This is a genomic window from Pseudoflavonifractor hominis, from assembly GCF_014288125.1.
In the GTDB taxonomy this organism is placed as follows: Bacteria; Bacillota; Clostridia; order Oscillospirales; family Oscillospiraceae; genus Pseudoflavonifractor_A; species Pseudoflavonifractor_A gallinarum.
Window position 1 is genome coordinate 62,796 of record NZ_JACOPR010000006.1, and the last position, 19,495, is coordinate 82,290.

Annotated in this window: 19 protein-coding genes; all 19 read right to left on the reverse strand. The window is 49.9% G+C overall.

The features are described from left to right. Window positions 1-18 precede the first annotated feature (18 nt). Entirely contained in the window at window positions 19-438 is a 420-nt protein-coding gene (locus H8S34_RS10465) for a hypothetical protein (RefSeq protein WP_242868483.1), read from the reverse strand. Further along, entirely contained in the window at window positions 438-1,142 is a 705-nt protein-coding gene (locus tag H8S34_RS10470) for an ABC transporter ATP-binding protein (protein ID WP_186963941.1), read from the reverse strand. Before H8S34_RS10470 ends, H8S34_RS10465 begins: the two co-directional genes overlap by 1 nt. Window positions 1,143-1,181: 39 nt before the next feature. Next, window positions 1,182-2,459, reverse strand: a complete 1,278-nt coding sequence (locus H8S34_RS10475; protein WP_058966904.1) for an ABC transporter permease — start codon at window positions 2,457-2,459, stop codon at window positions 1,182-1,184. 16 nt (window positions 2,460-2,475) lie between these two features. Further along, complete coding sequence (locus H8S34_RS10480; protein ID WP_186963942.1) at window positions 2,476-3,750, reverse strand: ABC transporter permease; 1,275 nt, start codon at window positions 3,748-3,750, stop codon at window positions 2,476-2,478. Window positions 3,751-3,765: 15 nt separating this feature from the next. After that, window positions 3,766-5,106 (reverse strand): ABC transporter permease, encoded by a 1,341-nt coding sequence (locus tag H8S34_RS10485; RefSeq protein ID WP_186963943.1) that lies wholly within the window; start codon window positions 5,104-5,106, stop codon window positions 3,766-3,768. A gap of 185 nt (window positions 5,107-5,291) precedes the next feature. Next, the gene (locus H8S34_RS10490) at window positions 5,292-5,480 is read right to left on the reverse strand and encodes a hypothetical protein (RefSeq protein WP_186963944.1); all 189 of its coding nucleotides are present in this window, start codon (window positions 5,478-5,480) and stop codon (window positions 5,292-5,294) included. 5 nt (window positions 5,481-5,485) lie between these two features. Further along, window positions 5,486-5,677 (reverse strand): hypothetical protein, encoded by a 192-nt coding sequence (locus tag H8S34_RS10495; protein WP_186963945.1) that lies wholly within the window; start codon window positions 5,675-5,677, stop codon window positions 5,486-5,488. Window positions 5,678-5,792: 115 nt separating this feature from the next. Then, complete coding sequence (locus tag H8S34_RS10500; protein ID WP_186963946.1) at window positions 5,793-7,109, reverse strand: sensor histidine kinase; 1,317 nt, start codon at window positions 7,107-7,109, stop codon at window positions 5,793-5,795. A 31-nt stretch (window positions 7,110-7,140) separates the two neighbouring features. Beyond that, complete coding sequence (locus tag H8S34_RS10505; protein WP_186963947.1) at window positions 7,141-7,815, reverse strand: response regulator transcription factor; 675 nt, start codon at window positions 7,813-7,815, stop codon at window positions 7,141-7,143. 230 nt (window positions 7,816-8,045) lie between these two features. Continuing rightward, window positions 8,046-8,498: an RNA polymerase sigma factor gene (locus H8S34_RS10510; RefSeq protein ID WP_186963948.1), complete on the reverse strand. Its 453-nt coding sequence runs from the start codon at window positions 8,496-8,498 to the stop codon at window positions 8,046-8,048. A gap of 467 nt (window positions 8,499-8,965) precedes the next feature. Continuing rightward, on the reverse strand, window positions 8,966-9,337 hold the full coding sequence (locus H8S34_RS10515; RefSeq protein WP_186963949.1) for a metal-dependent transcriptional regulator: 372 nt from the start codon (window positions 9,335-9,337) through the stop codon (window positions 8,966-8,968). Window positions 9,338-9,349: 12 nt separating this feature from the next. Continuing rightward, entirely contained in the window at window positions 9,350-11,098 is a 1,749-nt protein-coding gene (locus H8S34_RS10520) for an ABC transporter ATP-binding protein (protein ID WP_186963950.1), read from the reverse strand. Further along, window positions 11,091-12,872 (reverse strand): ABC transporter ATP-binding protein, encoded by a 1,782-nt coding sequence (locus H8S34_RS10525; RefSeq protein WP_186963951.1) that lies wholly within the window; start codon window positions 12,870-12,872, stop codon window positions 11,091-11,093. The genes H8S34_RS10520 and H8S34_RS10525 overlap by 8 nt, the downstream gene beginning before the upstream one ends. A 126-nt stretch (window positions 12,873-12,998) precedes the next feature. After that, window positions 12,999-13,958: a helix-turn-helix domain-containing protein gene (locus tag H8S34_RS10530; protein WP_186963952.1), complete on the reverse strand. Its 960-nt coding sequence runs from the start codon at window positions 13,956-13,958 to the stop codon at window positions 12,999-13,001. A gap of 5 nt (window positions 13,959-13,963) precedes the next feature. Continuing rightward, window positions 13,964-15,376, reverse strand: coding sequence for an ABC transporter ATP-binding protein (locus tag H8S34_RS10535; RefSeq protein ID WP_186963953.1), 1,413 nt, complete (start codon window positions 15,374-15,376; stop codon window positions 13,964-13,966). 4 nt (window positions 15,377-15,380) lie between these two features. Further along, window positions 15,381-16,064 carry an energy-coupling factor transporter transmembrane component T gene (locus H8S34_RS10540; protein ID WP_186964005.1) on the reverse strand — a complete coding sequence of 228 codons (684 nt, stop codon included), beginning with the start codon at window positions 16,062-16,064 and terminating at the stop codon, window positions 15,381-15,383. Next, window positions 16,064-16,669, reverse strand: a complete 606-nt coding sequence (locus H8S34_RS10545) for an MptD family putative ECF transporter S component (RefSeq protein ID WP_186963954.1) — start codon at window positions 16,667-16,669, stop codon at window positions 16,064-16,066. Before H8S34_RS10545 ends, H8S34_RS10540 begins: the two co-directional genes overlap by 1 nt. 201 nt (window positions 16,670-16,870) lie before the next feature. Beyond that, a complete protein-coding gene (locus tag H8S34_RS10550; protein ID WP_186963955.1) occupies window positions 16,871-18,667 on the reverse strand; it encodes a CHAP domain-containing protein in 1,797 nt (598 codons plus the stop codon). A gap of 33 nt (window positions 18,668-18,700) precedes the next feature. Further along, window positions 18,701-19,489 (reverse strand): class B sortase, encoded by a 789-nt coding sequence (gene srtB / locus H8S34_RS10555; protein ID WP_186963956.1) that lies wholly within the window; start codon window positions 19,487-19,489, stop codon window positions 18,701-18,703. Window positions 19,490-19,495 lie beyond the last annotated feature (6 nt).

A 19,495-nucleotide genomic window follows, 5' to 3' on the forward strand; every position in this document is an offset into this window, starting at 1 on the left:
CCGGCATGTCTTTTTTATTTATTCTTCCTTTTTCCGGAATCCCCAAGCCTCAAAATCCGCATCGTCCTCCTCCGGCTCCACTTCCTCGGTATAATCGGAACCGGTGGCCGCTGCCGGGGCGTTGAGCATATAGGGCGTGACCTGTACCGGCGCTTCGCTCTTGAGCGCCAGCACCTTGGCGGCTGCCTTGCCGCAAAACACCATGGCGGCGGCAAAGGCGAAATACTGCACACAGCTTGTAAGATAGAGATTCACAATGGCCAGTTCATTTCCCTGCACAGGGACACCCTGCTCAAGCTGCCGAGTGATATTTTGATGGCAGGCCGCCAGGGAGACAAAAGCTGTAATCAGCAGCACCACCGCAAGAGCATAAAAAACTGTGGAAAGGATAGCTCCTTTTTTCGAGGGCTTTGTGATTGGATTGCTGTCCATCTCCATCAATGCGCCCTCCTTTCACTGCGGGGAACGTTGTTCCTGCGGGATTGGGGCTGGGCGGCTCCATCTTGAACGCGCTCCAGAACCTGCAGCTCACCCTTTTTCAGACGGAACACCACATCGGCCTGCTTCGCCAGCTCATTGGAGTGGGTAACGACCACCACACACTTGTTCATCTTGTGGGCGCTCTCTTTGAGAATTTCCGTGATGTCCTGGGCGGTATCCTCGTCCAGATTGCCCGTAGGCTCGTCTGCCAGGATCACCGGGGCCTCGCTTGCCAGGGCGCGGGCAATAGCCACCCGCTGCTGCTGGCCGCCGGAGAGCTTCAGCACATTGCGCTTGGCTTCTTCTTTCGTCAGCCCCAGCCGCTCCAGAATGGGCAGCGGCGGCAGCTTGGAAGTCAGGGACACGTTCTCCGTAGGAGTCAAGTAGTCGATGAGGTTGTACGCCTGGAAGATAAACGCCACATGGTTTTTCCGGTGGTCAGAAAGGCCAGTCTTGGCAATGTCCTGCCCGTCAAAATAGATTTGACCGCTACCGGGGCTGTCCAGCCCTCCGATCAGGGAGAGCAGGGTGGTTTTGCCGCAGCCGGAAGGCCCCAGGATGGCGTAGAGTTTGCCCTGTTCCATTTCGGCGTTGACGCCTTTTAAGACTTTCTTTTTATTATCGTAGGAATATCCCACTTGCTTGATTTCCATGATACTCATAGTGATTACCTCATTTCGTTATTTTAGGGGTGGATAGTCTTATTCCATCTGAGACAAAATCTGCTTGGGCTTCAACCGCAGGGTGGAAATGCTGGAAACCAGCACCGCCGCCACCAGCAGGATGCCGCCCACGACAGCCACCAGCATAAAGTGTTCCGGCGTGACGATGACATTCTCTGCGGCTTTGCCGAACAGCGTACCCAGGGTGCCGGCAACCTGCTTGCTCGATAGATACGCCAGCGGGAAGGCCACCACTGCGATCAGCAGAGTTTCCAGCACATATTGGAGAATGACCGCAGGCTTGGCGATACCCACCGCCAGCAAAATCCCGGTCTCCCGTTTCCGGCTGCGGATGGACATGGAGAGAATGAGAATTATCAAAACCATGCTCACAGCAGTAATGACAATAATCAGCGTCGTAACCAAAGCGGTTGTGTCAGAGAGAGAACTTGAAATGTTCTGATACACTTCATCGTTGGCTGTAACAATAAAGTTGTTCCAGTTGATAGAAGAAATGCTCTGTACTTCGTTTATCACGCTCTCTAACTGTGCTGCGTCAGTTACATAGAAATCTGCCTCTTGAATTTTGTTGCCATCACCATAATTTACACACATTGCCTCCATCGCAGCTTTGCTACAAAAGGCATAGTTGGAAAAATCCCACATGGTAGACGCATCATACATTGTGGCCTCATCGTTCTTGTCAGCCACTACTTCAAAAATCCCCACAATTTCCATATCCACTTCGGGATCATCGGTATAAGGGTCATTGATTCCAACAACTTTGCTGCCGACTTCCAGTCCATTCTGTTCGGCACGTTCCCGGCTGATGATAAGGCCATTGGTCATATCCTCTGTGATATGGGACCCTTCAACCAATTCAAATCGTCCTGATACGAATAAATCGTTATACTCCGTATTGATAGAGCCATAGGTATAAAAACTGTTGGTGTAGCCCGTTGTAACCACGCTGTCGCCCGTTTCCTTGAAGTAATAAGGCATGGAAACAATCGAGGCATCATATCCGGCAATCCCGTCTACTGAGGCAATCTCCTGAAGCATTTCATCTGAAATAAATTCCTGAGTGCTATATGAGCCGCCATTGCCGCTTGTCCAACCTCCGGTAGATAGGTTTCGTTCCACGGTAAAACTGGTTCCCGTCACACCCCGCAGTTCCTCAGCCTGTTCCTCCTGGGCGTCGGCAATCGCCAGCCCGGAAAGCACCAGGGTGGTAATAGCCAGGAGCAGGAAGAACACCAACAGCGTCTTTTTCCATTTCCGTGCGCTGTATAAAATTGCTCGTATCCCTAAATTCATATTGCCTGTGCCTCCTTTACTCCATCTGAGACAAAATCTGCTTGGGCTTTAACCGCATGGTCGAGATACTGGACACCAGCACTGCCGCCACCAGCAGGACGCCGCCCACGATGGCTACCAGCATGAAATGCTCCGGTGTGACGATGACATTCTCCGCCACCTTGCCGAACAGCGTCCCCAGGGTGCCAGCCACCTGCTTGCTGGACAGATACGCCAGCGGGAAGGCCACCACTGCGATCAGCAGGGTTTCCAGCACATATTGGAGAATGACCGCAGGCTTGGCGATTCCAACGGCCAGCAAAATCCCGGTTTCCCGTTTCCGGCTGCGGATGGACATGGAGAGGATCAGAATAATCAGAACCATGCTCACAGCAGTAATAACAACAATGAGGGTGGTGATCAGAGTCCCGGTGTCGGAAAGGGCGCTGGAAATATTCTGATATACCTCGTCATTGGTAGTGATGTTAAAGTTGTTCCAGTTGACAGAGGAAATCTTTTGCACTTCTTCAATCACGCTATCTAACTGAGCAGCGTCAGAGACATAGAAATAGGCTTCGGAAATACCTTCGTTTTCGTCTCCCCAACCTTCGAGCAATCCTTCTGCTGCTTCCATACTGCAAAAGGTGTAGTTTGAATAGTCGAAATAGGACGCATTATCATACAGATTCACGGCATCGTCTTTGTCAGCGACAATATCAAAAATACCCACAATTTCCATATTCACAGCCGGGGTATTGCTTTCAGGATAATAAATCCCTGTCAAGGTATCTCCAATTTCTAATCCATTCCAATCAGCAAGGTCCCGACTGATGATAAGTCCGTTTTCCATATCTTCGGTTATATGAGAACCCTCTACCAGTTCAAATCTTCCCGATAAGAACATAGCGTTGTACTCAGAATTATAAGAACCATAAGAATAAAAACCGTATCTTTCTGTTTTCAATGCCTCTCCATCTTCATTAAAGAAATCTTCATGTACAATAAGAGAAGCATCATAACCAGCGATTCCGTCCACAGACGCAATTTCCTTAATCATATCCTCAGATATAAATTCCTGAGTGCTATATGAACCACCGCTGCCATTTGACCAACCACCAGTAGATAAGTTTCTTTCCACCGTGAAGCTGGCCCCAGTGGTTCCCCGGACTTCCTCAGCCTGTTCCTCCTGGGCGTCGGCTATGGCAAGCCCGGATAACACCAGGGTGGTAATAGCCAGGAGCAGGAAGAACACCAGCAGCGTCTTTTTCCATTTCCGTGCGCTATATAAAATCGCTCGTATTCCTAAATTCATATCGCCTGCACCTCCTTAACTCATCTGCGACAAAATACTCTTGGGCTTCATCTTCATAATGGGATAGGCCGCCAGTGCGGTAGAGGCCACACACAGCACCATGCCGAAAGCCCACACCAATGCGTAATCCTCGGCGGAAACAGCCACCTCGATTTCGGCAAGGCCCAAATCCTCAGTAGCTTCTTCTTCCGCAGATTCGCTTTCCCCGGTCAAGTCCACCGTTTCATAGGTTTCGCTTGTCACCTGGGAGAGCAGGCTGCTCCCGATCTGATGGGAAATGGCTGTGCTGGTGCCGAAGGAGATCACCAGGGCGATGGCCGCCACAAGGATCACTTCCAGCAGGTATTGCAGCAGCACCGAGCCTTTGGAAATACCCATGGCCAGATAGACGCCGGTTTCATGGATTCGCCCACGGAGCCGCAGCGTCAGGAACAGGGCCAGCACCAGGAAACAGATCACCGATACCACCGCAATGGCGATAAAGACGATGTTCTGCAGGCTCTCCAAGGATTCCTTGGCGTTCTGATAGTCGTTGTCATAGCGGGTCAGGGTGCAGCTCTCCCAATCCACGCCATCCAGTTCCTGCACATCGGTCATAATGCGCTCCAACTCGTCCGGGTCGTTCACATAGAAATCCCCGTACTGGACGTTGGTGGTTTCCTCGGTGCCGTAGAGCAGGAAAGAGGCGGTGGAGAGGTCGGTGAAAACGATATTGTCGTAAAGGTCATAGGACGGGGCCATGCCGATAGAATCCTGTTCCTCGGTATTGGTGAAGATCCCGGCCACCGTCACGGGGATGGTCTTATCTTTGTCCTCCACATTCCCCAGCAGCATGATGTCGCCCACAGACAGGCCGTTGCGCTGGGCGAATTTCTCGTGGATCAGCACATGGCTGCCGGTTTCGGTGGTGATGGGGCTGCCTTCCACCATCTCAAAGCCGCCATCGGTGAAATAGCTGTCCTCCTGGGAATTGGAGTTGGCCACCACCCGTCCGGCGTTCTCATAGCCCTCCGGCACCTGGGCAGCGCCCTCGGTGTTGATCTCCAGAAGGTTCCCGTCTGCGTCAAAATAAGTAGCGTAGGTATAGGAGCGCAGGGTGTACCTGCCGCTCAAGCCATCCACATCAAGTATCTGGCTCACTGTATCCTCCGGGATACCGTTTTCCAGCGTCTTGGCGTTGATGGTGAAATAGCCCAGCAGGGCTTTTTTGATATTGGCGTTGGCCGTTTCCGTGGCCGATTGGATGGAAAGGCAGGTCAGCATCAGCGTGGCCATGACCAGCAGAAACGCCAGCAATGTGAGGGTCTTGCCCTTTTTTCGGATGGAATACAGGCAGGCCCGTTTGCACAGGTTCATGTCTGAGCCACCTCATTTCCTTTTTGTAAAACCAGTGGGTTCACTTGTGTACCTCCTAACGTATTTTTTCGCCGGGGCGTTTCTCGCTCCGGTGGTGTTCCTGTCTGCTGGGAACACCCTTATGGTACACTACGAAGGTGGAGTTGAGGTGGAGTTGAGATATTTTTTAGGTGGAGTTGGCATTTTTACAAAGTAAAATCAGTGTACTCTCTCCGCATCAGGCATAAAAAGAGCAGGAAATCAGTTTTCAAGATTTCCTGCTGAATGGTGCCGCCGATAGGCGGCTGATATTCAGTTTTGAAAGTTCGGGTCAGGTTGGCCCGATGATGGATAGCACGATAAATTTTTATTTTCCCCTTTAAGGCATTATACATTTTTGTTATTTCTCTTGATGATTATTTTTTTCATAATCAATCAATGTACCTATAACAATTCCAATTAACATTCCGATACCTGCACAAATAGGAATAGCAAAAAGATTTTTCAAAAACGCCCATGCCAACACACCTATGCAACCACCGACAATAAATCCTGTTAATAAGCCAATAGTTAAGTATCTATTGCTTTTCATATTGCTATATCCCCCCTAAAAGTATATTTGTCGTTGGCTCTATTATACTATGACCGGCTGCCTTTGGGAATAGATGAATTTTAAACTTGCTGAACGGAAATAGCTTGTCCGCCTTTCACCACAAAAACGCTGTAAACTTCACGCCATTTTCCGTATTAACCATGTTGTGGATGATTTCGTGGTGGTCGAGAATGGTTTTGGTGATATACAGCCCCAGGCCGCTGCCGCCGCTATTCCGGTTCCGGGATTTGTCCACCCGGTAGAAGGGCGTGAAGATACGCTCCAAATCTTCCTCTGCAATGTGGACGCCGGTATTCTCCACGGAAAACACCTCGTCCTTTTGGGTGACAGTGATCACCGCGCCCACCGGTGAATAGGCCACGGCATTTCCAATCACATTGGTGAACACCTTCTCCATGAGCCGCCGGTCCCCCTGGTAGTGGTATGCCGGCTGGATGTCCATGCGAAGCTCGATCTGCTTATCTTCCATCCGGCCACGGAACTGCTGGCAGACCTTTCGCAGCATTTGGCTGATGTCCAGGTCAGTGCGCTCCAAGTGGAAATCGCTGCCGCCCATCCGGGCCGCCGACAAAATCTCCTTGACCAGCGCCTCCATGTCATTAGTGGTTTTCATACACCGGCGCAGGTAAGTATCCCGGTCTTTGTATTCGCCCACCTGATAGATCATACCCTCCAGTTGCCCCTTGATGATGGCGATGGGAGTTTTCAGCTCATGGGAGACGGCGGTGAAAAATTCCACGCGCTGCTTTTCCTGCTCACGTTCCCGCTCAATATCTTTCTTCAACTGCCAGTTTGCCGAGCGCAAGCTGGCCAGAGCACTGTTGAGCTGCTCCGCCATCTCGTTCAGGCTGGTGGCCAGCACACCGATCTCGTCTTGCCGGTTGACTTCACACTTCCAGGTCATGTCCAGGGTAGCCATCCGTTTCGCCACGTTGCTGATACTAACCAGCGGCTTGGAGTAGTACCGGGAACAAACCACCGCCCCCATGACGGAGATCAGCAGAATCACAACGGCGATAAAGGGAATGAGCTTCAGCAGAATGTCATAAGATTGCGCCACCGCGACCAGGGCGGCATTGGCAAATACATGGTAGGTCTGCCCGCCTTGCTGGAATATAGCGGAACAGCTCATAGAGGGAGCGGAAGTGTCCAGGTTCTCCATATCGGCAAAATTCACGGAGAACAGATTATTCCCATATTCATCGTTGATTTCCACCGAGGCGTTGTTCGTCATGGAAAATTCCATCAGACTGTCCGAACTGGCCTCCCAGCCATTCCGCTCCAGAACCTCCACCAAGTCATAAAAATCAGAAGTGACCTGTCCTTCCAGTTCCGTATGGTAATTCCTCGGCAGGAAAATCATCACCATGCCGTAAATGATAATGCAGCAGACCACCAGCAGCGCCAGCATACTGAGGAAGGTTTTGGCCTGAATGCTTTGACTAATCTTCCTTCTCAATTTTATATCCCGCCCCTCTCATGGTTTCTATGTAGTCCACACCCAGCTTCTTGCGGATGTTCTTGATATGGGTGTTTACGATTTTTTCGTCACCAATATAGTCGTAACCCCAAACCGTATCCAGCAGTCTTTCTCTGGACACCACCCGGCCCTGGTTTTCCAGAAGGAGCTTCAAAATCTCAAATTCCCTGGTGGTCAGGGGAACGCTTTCTGTTCCAACAAGGACGGTAAGGCTGTCCGTATCCACCGTGATTTCCTTATAACGGATCACATTATTGGGCGCAGCGCCGCCCTGTTCGGCCCGGCGCAGCACCGCTTCGATGTGCTTCATCACAACCGGCATGGAAAAGGGCTTGGTAATGTAATCATCTGCCAGGGCGTCAAATCCCTTCATCTGACTGTCGTCATCGTCCAAGGCGGTGAGCATGATGATGGGAACATGGCTCTCTTTCCGCAGAATCTCACACACGGCAAAGCCGTCAATTTTCGGGAGCATTAAATCCAAAAGCACCAGGTCGGGCTTGTTCTCCCGGAACTGTTCGATCCCTTCCAGGCCATCAGCAGCCAGAACCACCGTATAGCCTGCGTCCTCCAGGAACGCCTTGATGATATTCTGAATGGATTCTTCATCCTCTATAATCAAAATCATTTTTGACATTGCTTGCACCTCCAAGGGTAGTGTACCATACAAAGGTGGAGTTCAGGTGGAGAAGGAGATCTTTTTTGAAAAATCTCGCTGTTCATATTATACCTGAACTATAATGCCAGAAAAAGAGTGCGAATTTGAATTTTGTATATCCTCATAGTACGAGATTGTATGACAGGCTGTTTCTATTTGAGAAAGTCAAAAATGCCCCTCACCCAATATCCAGGTGAGGGGCATTAGATTTAACTCTCCAATAAGAGCTTCAACTTTTTGAGGACCTTTATTTTCCGAACATGAACAGCATTGCGGTACACGCCAAGCTCATCTGCATATTGCCGTTCTGTCTTTTCCTCAAAGAACAGCGCCTGGATCAGCGCACGTTCCTCTGGAGTCAGCAGGGAAAGCGCGGTATGTAGCCTGTCCACTTCCAGCTTGTGAAGCACCACGCTCTCCACACTTTCCTGCTCATCGGAGAATTGCTGGGCATTTTCATCCACCAGCCGGTCCAAAGAATCTTCGCGGCTGGGGATGATCTGCACCACTTGGCCCTCCTTTCCGAGAACGAACCGCTCGGTTTTCAAATCGTTCTCAAAATAGCGCATTTTCCGGTCGCCCTGCATATAGGCCCGGTACACTTCATCCGTGACCTCGACATATTGGCCGCGAATCCATATTCTCTTTTTATCAGCGTCCACGCTGTTTTACCTCCGATCAGTCTGAATTGCGAGAAATTCAGACTGGTCGGGCGGCCCCCTACAACGTGGGAATGATGGGGTTCCTCTATATAGAAAAACGCACCTGCAGAATGGGACAGCAGCCCCAACAGCAAGTGCGTTTCTTTTTAGTTCGTGTAAATCATGGCATAATAGTTCAGTGTGAAGGGCGTAAAGCCACGATGAACAGCAAGCGGCTTTTTTGATAGCCTGCGCCCTGTCGCATTATGTCGAAACGCTCTTTGTTTCATGGCGGCTCCCTCCGTAAGCCGCCGTGTCAGCGTGTAGGCGTCACTCCTTTGTCGAGGGCATAAGGAACGGCGGCCTTGATGTACTCAAAACCGCCGCAGTACCCTGAAAATCCATTATGGGCGCACGAAACTACCTACCCCAGCAACGGTTTTTTTCTTTCCCCGTTTACCGGGGCAGGATAGTCTCGATTATTTAATTTAGTCCTGTTCTTGTTCGGCTGCCTCTTTCAGCCGTGAAAAGCTCTCATCACTGATGATGTGTTCAATCCGGCAGGCATCGGCCTCCGCAATCCTGGGCTCAACGCCTGCGGCGATAAGCTGCTCGGTAAAGAAACAATGGCGTTCATAGATTTTTTCGGCAACCTCGCGGCCCACATCGGTCAGATGGAGAAAGTGATCTTCGTCCATTGTAAGAAAGCCGCCGTCCCGCAAGGTAGCCACTGCATGGCACACGCTGGGCTTTGACACCTCCATGTGCCGGGCCACATCTACGGAGCGCACCATACCAAGTTTCTTTTGGAGAACAAGGATGGTTTCCAGGTAGTCCTCCCCGGACGCATGAAGTTTCATTAAGACCTCCCTTTACTGTATCCGCCAGCCCTCGGCTTGTTCGCGGATTTGGATAAACTTTTTATAAGTACCTTCCTGTTGCAGCAGTTCTTTATGTGTGCCTCTCTGAGCCACAGTCCCGCCATCAATCACAAGGATTTGGTCGGCGTTCTCAATCGTGGCCAGGCGATGAGCAATCGTAATAATGGTCTTGCCATGTGTCAGGGCAGAAATAGCTTCCTGGATCAAATGCTCATTCTCAGGGTCAATGCTTGCTGTTGCCTCATCCAAGATAACAATGGGAGCATCCTTGAGCATCGCCCTGGCGATAGAAATTCTTTGCTTTTCACCGCCGGAAAGAGAAGAACCCCCTTCCCCAATCACCGTGTCATATCCGTCCGGTAAAGCCATTATGAAGTCATGGCAGCGGGCCGCTTTTGCGGCGGCGACAATCTGCTCATCCGTAGCGTCCGGGCTGCCGAATTTAATGTTATTCTTGATGGTATCCCGGAACAGATAGACATTCTGAAAAACCATGCTGATATTTTTGAGCAGACTATCGCAGGTAAATCTGCGAATATCCGTTCCACCAATGGTAATCGTTCCGCTGCCCACATCGTAAAAACGGGCAATCAGGTTACACAGCGTAGATTTTCCGCTGCCAGATGGCCCCACGATGGCCGTTGTGCTATTCTGAGGAATTTTGAAGTTCAGGTCATGCAGAACAATCCGGCTGTCATATCCGAAAGAAACATCCCTAAACTCAATATCATAGGTTGCCGGTTTTATGTCGGTGCCATCCTGGTCGATATAGTTTACATTTTCCAATGCTTCCAGCTTATTCATGGCAGAGTCCACAACTCCAAGCGTATGGGCTGCGTCATTGATATTCTCCACACTGCCGAACATCACAAAAGAGAACAGGACAAACATCAGGAAGAACGCCATACTCATTTGTCCCTGTAATGCCTGCCATGCACAAATAAAGACAATTCCCATCGAAGCCAGTTTTAAGGCAAACAGATGCAGACAGTTAAAGGGAGTAAAGCCTTTTTCCACCTTGATATGAATATCTTTCAGATCTTTACTGGCATTACGAAAGTTCTCAATAGAGGCCCCTTCCTGTCCAAAGGACTTCACAATGGAAAGCCCCCGGATGTATTCAATCGTTGCGCCGGACATATCTTCCATTGCTTTATGGGTTGTTGCAGCGGTTTTTTCACTGTGTCTGCTGATCCCCTGCAAAGCCAGCGCCGAAAGAGCAACGCCGACAATGGAAATAACCGCAGCAACGGGGCTGAAGAAGATCAGGCATAAAACGATGGCAATAAACTTTGCGTATCCATTGATGATGACATCCACCATTTTCATGCCCTGTAATTCCAAAGTAGACAATTCCGTGGTAACACCTGCCAGAATGTCACCAACACTGTTCTGCGAAAAGTACCCAAGGGGAACCCGTTTCAGTACATCGCCCAGATGAATACGCTGCCCGGCGGCCACTTCATATCCAATGCTTTCCTGCAACACTGCCCGGAGATAAGAAAGCAAGAAGTTCAGCACAATCGAGCCAATAATGATCCACAGCGTTTGCCAGATTAAAACAGTATCAATCGCAGTATTCGTCCAGTATGCCTGGATCGCTTTATCCAGTGCGAATGCGGCTGCCATTGTAGGAATAGCAGTAGACAAACTGCTGAAAAAGGAACACACAGAACCAAGATAGAGGCGGCCTTTATATTTACCAGCCCATCGGATAATGCGTTTCATTGACTTAAACATTGACAGCCACCTCCTTTTTCTCGCCCACAGACCAGTTCTTTGCACCAATATGCGCCTGCCACATATCCGCATAAAGCGGGCAGCGTTCCAAGAGTTCCTCCTGCTTTCCGCAATCAACAATCTGTCCTTTCTTCAGAACGACAATCTGATCTGCGTTTTGAATGGTAGACAGACGATGTGCAATCACCAGCAGGGTCTTTCCTTTGGAAAGGGCCATGATGGATTTCTGGATTTTATCTTCATTCTGCGGGTCAGTGAAGGCAGTTGCCTCGTCCAAAATCACAATAGGCGCATTTTTCAGGATTGCTCTCGCAATAGCAATTCGTTGCTTTTCTCCGCCGGAGAGCCGCTTGCCAGCATCACCGGCCGGGGTATCATATCCTTTTTCCAGTCGAACAATGAAATCATCACAGCAGGCCGCTTTTGCGGCGGCATATACTTCCTCATCCGTAGCATTTGGATTACCCAGGCGGATGTTCTCTTTGAGAGAGCAGTTGAACAGGAAATTGTCCTGTGTCACGAAACTGACCAATTCGGAAAGCTGTCGGATGGAAAGTTCCTTGATATTCGTACCGCCTATGGAGATACTGCCGCCGGTCACATCCCAAAATCGAGCAATCAGCCGGGCCACGGTGGACTTGCCCCCGCCGGATGGCCCAACCAGGGCTGTAAAACTTCCTTGCGGCATTTTCAGGCTGATGTCATGCAGCACTTCGTTTTGCTCGGTGCCGTCATAGGAGAAAGACACATCCTGTAAAACAATATCTGTGTGCCTAATCGGAACAATCCTGCCAGAGTCCAGCAATACAGGCAGGTTCAGAAGTTCATTTGCAGCTTCTACTGCATACTCCATTGACTTTGCCTCGTTGATAAAAGTAGTAGCTTTCATCAGCGGGCCGACAATACTCAACGAAAGAATAATTCCCATCGCCAATTCAGCAGGCGTGATACTCCCGCTCTGCGTCAGCAGCAAACCGATGGGAAGTACCCCCAACAGGGTAGTGGGCATAATCGCCATCATCAGGTTCATTGTTTTCCAGGTACTCTTGAACCATGCCAGGGTAAAATCCTTAAAGGACTTTACCGCTCCTACGAACTTTTCATAGGAACTGGTGCTTTGATTGAACGCCTTAACAACCTCAATGCCTTCCACATACTCAATAATGACATTGTTTACATGATTGTTTGCCTCCATATAAGCTGCGTACTGGCTGTTATAGTTCCGCATGAGAAAGAACATGGGGATCATAGCCAGAACCGGGGCAATCAGAACTGCAAGGCCCAAACGCCAGTCAATCGCCAGCAGCCAGATAAAAATAGCAACCGGAAGGAGCAGGTTCGATGTCAGCTCCGGGATCATGTGGGCCAGAGGCGGCTCCAAATCCTCCACCTTGTCCATGATAATATTCTTCAAGTAACCGATCCTTCGTCCCATTACTTCGCCAAGGGGCGCTCTCATCAGGCGGTTTGCAATTTTCAGGCGGATGCCTTCCAGTATCGTGTAAGCGGAGATATGTGCCAAAATTGTGGAAATGCCAAAGCAGATGACACGGATCAGGTATCCGCCTACTCCTACCAGACACCAGAGCATGATGTTGTTCAAAGTAGCGGTCCGGTTAATGAACAGGAGCAGGATTTCATACACCGCCCAAAACGGAACAAAGCCTCCGGCAACACTTAAAATGGCACACAAAACCGAGAGGGTCATTTTTCCTTTGCAGGGACCTGCAAAAGAGAAAAGCGTTTTGACCCAATGCTCTTTTTGCTGCTTCATATCAATTCACCTCTCTCGATCAATTTAGCCAGCAAAGAAAAAAGGATGGTTAATCCTCGCTAACCATCCTTAATGCTATCATATTTCAGTTTTTCTTTCCGCTCCACACGGCCTTTTTTATTCCAATCAGATAATTGATTTTCGATATTCCAGCGGCGTTTTCCCCATTGTCTGATGAAATGCGGACGCAAATTTGCTGGGACTGTCATATCCCACAAGTCCCGCAATCTCCGCCACCTTCAGCGACTTATCTGATTTCAGTAAAGAGGCAGCATAGTTCATACGATAGTTTCTCATGTATGTAAAAATCGGGCTGCCATATACCGATTTGAAACAGTTTTTCATAGGGGTCAGAGCAATATCAAACCGCGCAGAGAGTTCTTCCAGAGTATAGTTTTTGGTCAAATCCTGCGTCAGAAGTGCCTGGATCGCTTTGATTTTTTCAACCTGGCCTTTATAAAAATAGGGGCGTTCTTCTGTATGGCCTGAAAGTTCCAGTGCGTCCAGATACAGCAGCAGTTCCAACACTTTGATCCTGAAATAGTCCTTTTTGATTTTGACCGGCACATTGTAGAGTTCGGAAAAAATATGCTCAATGGCCGGTTCTCCTGGAATGACATAGGGTGTACGGTCGCTGCAATACTTTTTCTGCAATTCATAAAGATCCACAGAAAAACCTTTCATAGAGGCCGGGATTTCCTTTGCCGCAGTCTCCATCTGAAAGCCAATGGAAATACCGTGGTAGTGAGAAAGTGGAAATTCCACCTTGCCGGAATGATGGATGCGGCGATCCACCCGAAGATCGCCAGCTTCTAAGTAGCTAAAAGCGTTTTGGCCGACTTCCTGTTCAATGCGCCCTTCCCGGCAGTGGTCGATACAAAGCAGGTCCATATCTGTCTGGAAACCCGAAACGCACTCCTTCATGTGGAAATCATTATACATGAGAAATACACCTGGAAAAACATGATAGAGCGTCATCATGCCTTCACCGGAGTTATCACTTAAACGCATGACCTTACAATCATCGGACTCGACCAGGTTTTGAACATTCGGGCCGTAGTACATTTCCTGGAATAATTCCGGCATAGACGCTACCCCCTTTCTTTGGAGCATCCCTCCATATCAAATATTTTATCACAAGTCCGGCCCAAAAACTCAAAATCATGGGAAACAATGATGATAACTTTATTTTCATCATTCAACTTGCGGATCATGTTGCTCACTTCCAGCATACGATGATAGTCCAGCCCACTGGTCGGCTCGTCAAAGACAAGCACATCCTTGTCGGAGAGAATAGCGGTTGCCACCGCAAGGCGCTGTTTCTGACCTCCTGACAGGGCCATCGGATGACGGTCTTTGAAATCCAGCAAATCAAAAGACCTGAGAATTTCTTCAATCCGCTCCGGCGGACAATCCGGCTGCGCCAGTTCACATTCGTTCCATACGCTGTCTGAAAAAAGCTGATGGTTCACATCCTGCATAACACAAAAGCTGGCCTTATTACGCTGTTTTGCTTTCAGTGCTTGGCCATCCAGCCGGACCGTTCCAGCCACTTCTTTCAAAAGTCCGCACAGGCAGCGCGTCATCGTCGTTTTCCCTGCGCCGTTATGACCGACAATTCCCAACACTTCGCCCCGTTTTGCAGAAAAGCCAAGGCCGCTGAATACCGGCTGCTTATCAAAGGCACAGGAAAGATTTTCTACGGATAAGCCTTCCTGCGCTCCTGGCGGATCGGCGGGAGGCAGCTCCAACACAGGATAGACAAGACTTCTAAGCCCCATCCTGATACGCTGCTCATCCGAAAGATTGCGAAACTCATCCCCGGAAAATATCTGAACGATTTTCCCCTTTTGAATGAAGATTGCCCGGTCGATCAGATCCATCAGGAAATATAGGCGGTGTTCGGCAATAACAACCGTCCGTCCTTCTTCTTTAATCTGGATAATCTGCTGGCGTAAGGTGTCAATCGCGTCAGCATCCAGATTTGCCGTTGGCTCGTCCAGTACAAAAATTGACGGGTTCATGGCATATACAGAGGCAAACGCAAGACTTTGTTTTTCTCCGCCAGACATGGAGAAAATGTTTCTTCCCAAAAGCGATTGAATTTTCAAGGCGGAAACAGTGGCCTCATATCGCTCTTTGATTTTCTTTGGTTCGACACCCGCATTTTCCAGACCGAAAGTAATCTCACTGTCCGAGTCAATATTGAAAAACTGTGATTTCGGATTTTGGAACACGGAGCCAACCTGCTCTGCCAGATGGTACATTTCTGTTTTCGGCACTTCCATACCGTTTACAATCGTTGTGCCGGATAAAGTACCGCCCTCGACAAAATGAGGGATTAAGCCGTTAATCAGTTTGGTCACTGTCGTTTTGCCGCAGCCTGACTCCCCTGTAAGGACAACACATTCTCCCTGCTGAATATTCAGATCAATATGGGAAAGCGTTCCCTGCTCTTTCTCATATTCAAACGATACATCCTGAATTTGGATCACATGGAACACCTCCTTAACCTACCGTAATTGAAATCACACAAAAAATCAAACCTGCCGCCAGACACAAAAAGTCCTGCACACCGAACTTCATTTCAATCATGCTTGTCTTTGGCGCAGGATTTTCAATCCCCCGCGTAACAGCGGCAGCGGACAATTCTTCCGCTGTCGTTGTTGCAGAAATCATGGTCGGCACCAATATGCACTCAATTTTTTGTACCCCATGAATATTACGGAGCTTCATGGCATCCCGGATATAGCCGGTTTCTTCTTTTAAGGCCGGAAAATACCGGACGGTTACAGACAAAGGGATAATCAATCCCTGCGGGATATGCCATTTCCGAAGTGCAACCATCAATTCCCGGACGGGCGTTTTCTGTAAAACCATCGTACCGACAATCAAACAAGGGAAAATCTTTCTTGCATAAGATACAATGATCGTGAAGCTGCTGGCTAAAATTTTCGGCCCGTTTGGGAATACATAGTATTGCAGCGCCAGACAAATCCCAAATGCGATTGCCAGTTTGCCTGCGGATTTTTGGCACCCGCAGGCAACGATCAGCAGGAGCAGAAAAACAACCCATGTAATTTCAACCCATACGGAATGCTGGGTAAAGGCCACAATATTTGCCAGCACCAACAAAAGCAATTCCGTCCGTGGATCGAACCTTAATGTATGTTTTTTGCCCTCCCCATTCATCACACAATTCCTGCCTTTACAAAGTGCTTTTTGAACAGACCTCTGGCAATAAATGCGCCGATGATACCACCGATGATCGGAGCAACAAACAGAACGATTAGCATTGTATTAGATGACAGAGCTTCAACTGCCGCGACATAATCAGCGGGCATTCCCTGTTCTGTAATCTGCGCCAGGAAATCAGCCTTAAACAACCAGATGGGAAGGGGAGAACCAACCATCCCCAGCGAAAAAATCACATAGGCAATCGAATTTCCCTTGAAGCTGTTATACTTAGTCACAGCTCGGACAACTTCGGCCAAAATGCATGTAGAAGCCATTGAGATCAGGATTACCAGGGTAAATTGTCCAGTGACAAAATAGATAAGAGCAGTGATAAGCCCCATTAGGAAAACTGCACCCAGTTTTTGAACCTTTGCGACCATCAGCATAAAAGGAATGCCTGCAAACACAGCAATGAAGCCGGGCATCAGCATCCAAAGAACAGGGTGAATACCCCCCAGAAGCATGAAGGCAAAGTTGATGACAAAGTAGATTGCGGAAAAGATACCGATGGTAATGAGGTCTTTTCCTTTCAGTTTTTTGTCCGTACTCACTTCAGACATTAAAAATTCCTCCTTTTAGTTAGGTAGTGCTAACCCGCAGGCTTTTTGAAAGCGCCCTTCGGCGCTTACAGTAACCATCATAGCAGACCTGAAAAGTCTTTTCCGCTCCAATCGGCCTTTTTTGCTCCAGCAAGACTTTTCTTTATTTACTCATTTATGTACCCAGCCAGAAATTCGGCTGGGCTTCTCTTTTTAAGAAAGTTAATAGGCCGGAGTGCCGTACCCATAAATCTCATAGTACCCAATTGGGTAGCTGTTCTGGCGCACAGAGTCGCCGGAGTTGCCTTCTACGGTATAGACACGGCCATTCTCAACTTTCTCCACAATACCCACATGGTCAGATTGTCCGTCTTGGCCCCCGTCGTTCCAGTCAAAAAAGATGATGTCGCCGGGGCGCGGCTCATAGCTGTTGTCCTGCCACAGCCCGCGTTCCTGGAACCAGGGGACGCCCTGGGACGCGCAGGCTGCAAATTTCGGGATCACGCCGGCTTCAATATAACCGCACTCATTGGCGCACCAGCTCACAAAGCAGGCGCACCATTCTACACGGCTGCCAAAACCGTACCAGCTCCAGTACGGTTCGCCGCCGACATTGCCCACCTGGGAGAGCGCCACCGTGACGATTTCGCCATCCCCTCCGGTAATGCCGTAAAGCACCTGGGACCAAAGGGAATTGTTCTCATCGGCCAAAAGTTCCGCCATCTGTTCCCGCTGGTCCTCGTTAAAGCCGAACTGGCCGGCCATTTCCTCCGCAGTCTTGTGACTGACAGTGATATACAGATAGGTTTGCGTGACCGTGGTTTCCGTTTCCACGATATTGCCGTTGCCATCATCGGATGTTTCAATCACCGTTTCCGTCTGGGTGGACGTGCTGGACGAGATCTCATTCATCTGCCAGAAGATGTCCTTCAAAAGCTCCAGCTTCTCATCGTCCATGGTGGCCACTTCCTGGGCGTTGTCCGGGTCGGTGGTGGTTTTGACGGCGTAAACCGCCAATACCTCTTTCCATACAGCGCGGGAACCGGTCATCTCCAGCACATCATAGCTGTGGGACGCCTTGATCTCATCCAGGTTCTCCTGGTAATCCGTATTGATCTCCTGTACGGCAGTCTGCATGGTCTGCCCGGTGCCGGAATCTTCACCAGAAAAGAAAATCCCGAAACAGGAACCAATAATCATACCGATGAGGCAAATTACCACTATTATCAGCACGACAATCCAACCGCCCGCAGCGATAGCCGCAATCAGCGCCTTGGTTGCCGCAATGATGGCCTTCACCGCCGCGGCGGTGGCTTTGGCTGCAGCCTTGATCGCATGAGCAGTGGCGATGGCTGCTGCACGGGCGGCATGGATCGCAGCCCTGGCAGCCCGCGCCGTGGCCTGGGCAGTGCGCTGGGCGGCTTTAGCCGCCTGTTGGCTGGTCTTGATACTGGCCTTGGCAGTCTTTTCCGCCGTCTTAATGGATTTGCTGGTGGTTTTTATGGTCCCCTTAGCCGTGGAAGAAGCCTGCTTGATGGTTTTTCGGCCCCTGTCCACTGTCTTAATGCCTTTCTTGCCGCGGTCCAGGGTCTTGATGGCCCCGCGCTCCTGACGGACCGCCTTGGCCGGCTCGGAAACCGTATCGGCTGCCTGACGGCCACTCCAGCGTGTGGTGGACTGCCCAGCCTGCCGAGCCGCTTGTTTTTTCGGCTGTTCGGCTGCGGCTTTCCGCTTTTGGATTTTCTCCTTGACCTTGGAGATGTTCTCCTTAGTCGTCTGAACCCCCTTGCGGCCCTGTTTATCAAACTGGTGGACCGCTTCATGGGCGACGTTATCCACCCCAGCGGAAAAGCGGTCGGACGCATACTCACCAGGAGAACCTTCCTCGGCATACATCCCATGCTCGGCTTTATCCTTGGTGCGGATATATGCCTCCTTCATCCGTTCCGAGGCAACCGCCGCTTTGTCAATGGCTTTAATGCCTTTTTCGGCCACTCTTGTTTTAATGCCCTTGCCCATGGGCTTCACCTCCTTCCCTGGGCGGGGCCGCCCTTATTCCTCCAGCAGCTTGGCCACAACCACCATCCGCCCGTTGGTCCGGGAATACTCGCAGGTGGAAAGGGTGATGAGCTGGTCGCCATATTCCGCAGTCACGCCCGTATCATAGAGCGCCAGTTCCTTGCACTTGGCGATAAACTCATCAAAATCTTCTTCCTGCTCGGCCCGGACGAAATGGTAATACTTAAAGCCAGATTCTGAGTAGGCCACCGTCTTAAAAGCGGCGATCACCTCATATTCGCCAAAACTGTCCAGGGTATCAAAACGGATGGTCTTGTGTTCCTGGTAGAAATCCTCACTCTCGTACTTGCACAGGTCGGAGAACATACTGCCGTTGTTCATGTGATGGCCGTACAGCACCAGATTGTCGGAAATGCCGACGTCGCAGTTTTCCTGCATATAGGGCACCCCATAGCTGCTGTACGACTTATCAAAAGCGTGCTTCAGATAGAAATTGGGGTTATCCTTGGTCTGCATGACGGGGTAATCAATCCGGGTACCGGGAATGGAAATCCAGCCCACCAGGTCGCTGTTCTGAGCGTACACATCCGCATACTTTTCAAAGGCCGTGAGTTCTTCCGGCTCCTGGTCCGGCTCGCCGGCAAGCTCCAGCGTGGGCAGCTCCACATCTTCTTTGACCAGCCCGGCCACCTCGTCAAAGGCTTCGGCACTTTGCTTCTGGTCCAGGTATTCACGAGCCAGCATAGCCCCGGAGAAAAGGAAAAGGGCGGTACAAAGGGCCGCCCCAGCGATCATCAGTCTGCTTTTAACTTTGTCACTCATATTTTC

Bases quoted from the DNA above. Each gene is read 5' to 3' on its own strand.
- H8S34_RS10465 (WP_242868483.1), bottom strand. From the start codon at position 438: ATGGAGATGGACAGCAATCCAATCACAAAGCCCTCGAAAAAAGGAGCT.
- H8S34_RS10470 (WP_186963941.1), bottom strand. From the start codon at position 1,142: ATGAGTATCATGGAAATCAAGCAAGTGGGATATTCCTACGATAATAAA.
- H8S34_RS10475 (WP_058966904.1), bottom strand. From the start codon at position 2,459: ATGAATTTAGGGATACGAGCAATTTTATACAGCGCACGGAAATGGAAA.
- H8S34_RS10480 (WP_186963942.1), bottom strand. From the start codon at position 3,750: ATGAATTTAGGAATACGAGCGATTTTATATAGCGCACGGAAATGGAAA.
- H8S34_RS10485 (WP_186963943.1), bottom strand. From the start codon at position 5,106: ATGAACCTGTGCAAACGGGCCTGCCTGTATTCCATCCGAAAAAAGGGC.
- H8S34_RS10490 (WP_186963944.1), bottom strand. From the start codon at position 5,480: ATGTATAATGCCTTAAAGGGGAAAATAAAAATTTATCGTGCTATCCAT.
- H8S34_RS10495 (WP_186963945.1), bottom strand. From the start codon at position 5,677: ATGAAAAGCAATAGATACTTAACTATTGGCTTATTAACAGGATTTATT.
- H8S34_RS10500 (WP_186963946.1), bottom strand. From the start codon at position 7,109: ATGCTGGCGCTGCTGGTGGTCTGCTGCATTATCATTTACGGCATGGTG.
- H8S34_RS10505 (WP_186963947.1), bottom strand. From the start codon at position 7,815: ATGTCAAAAATGATTTTGATTATAGAGGATGAAGAATCCATTCAGAAT.
- H8S34_RS10515 (WP_186963949.1), bottom strand. From the start codon at position 9,337: ATGAAACTTCATGCGTCCGGGGAGGACTACCTGGAAACCATCCTTGTT.
- H8S34_RS10520 (WP_186963950.1), bottom strand. From the start codon at position 11,098: ATGTTTAAGTCAATGAAACGCATTATCCGATGGGCTGGTAAATATAAA.
- H8S34_RS10525 (WP_186963951.1), bottom strand. From the start codon at position 12,872: ATGAAGCAGCAAAAAGAGCATTGGGTCAAAACGCTTTTCTCTTTTGCA.
- H8S34_RS10530 (WP_186963952.1), bottom strand. From the start codon at position 13,958: ATGCCGGAATTATTCCAGGAAATGTACTACGGCCCGAATGTTCAAAAC.
- H8S34_RS10540 (WP_186964005.1), bottom strand. From the start codon at position 16,064: ATGAATGGGGAGGGCAAAAAACATACATTAAGGTTCGATCCACGGACG.
- H8S34_RS10545 (WP_186963954.1), bottom strand. From the start codon at position 16,669: ATGTCTGAAGTGAGTACGGACAAAAAACTGAAAGGAAAAGACCTCATT.
- H8S34_RS10550 (WP_186963955.1), bottom strand. From the start codon at position 18,667: ATGGGCAAGGGCATTAAAACAAGAGTGGCCGAAAAAGGCATTAAAGCC.
- srtB (WP_186963956.1), bottom strand. From the start codon at position 19,489: ATGAGTGACAAAGTTAAAAGCAGACTGATGATCGCTGGGGCGGCCCTT.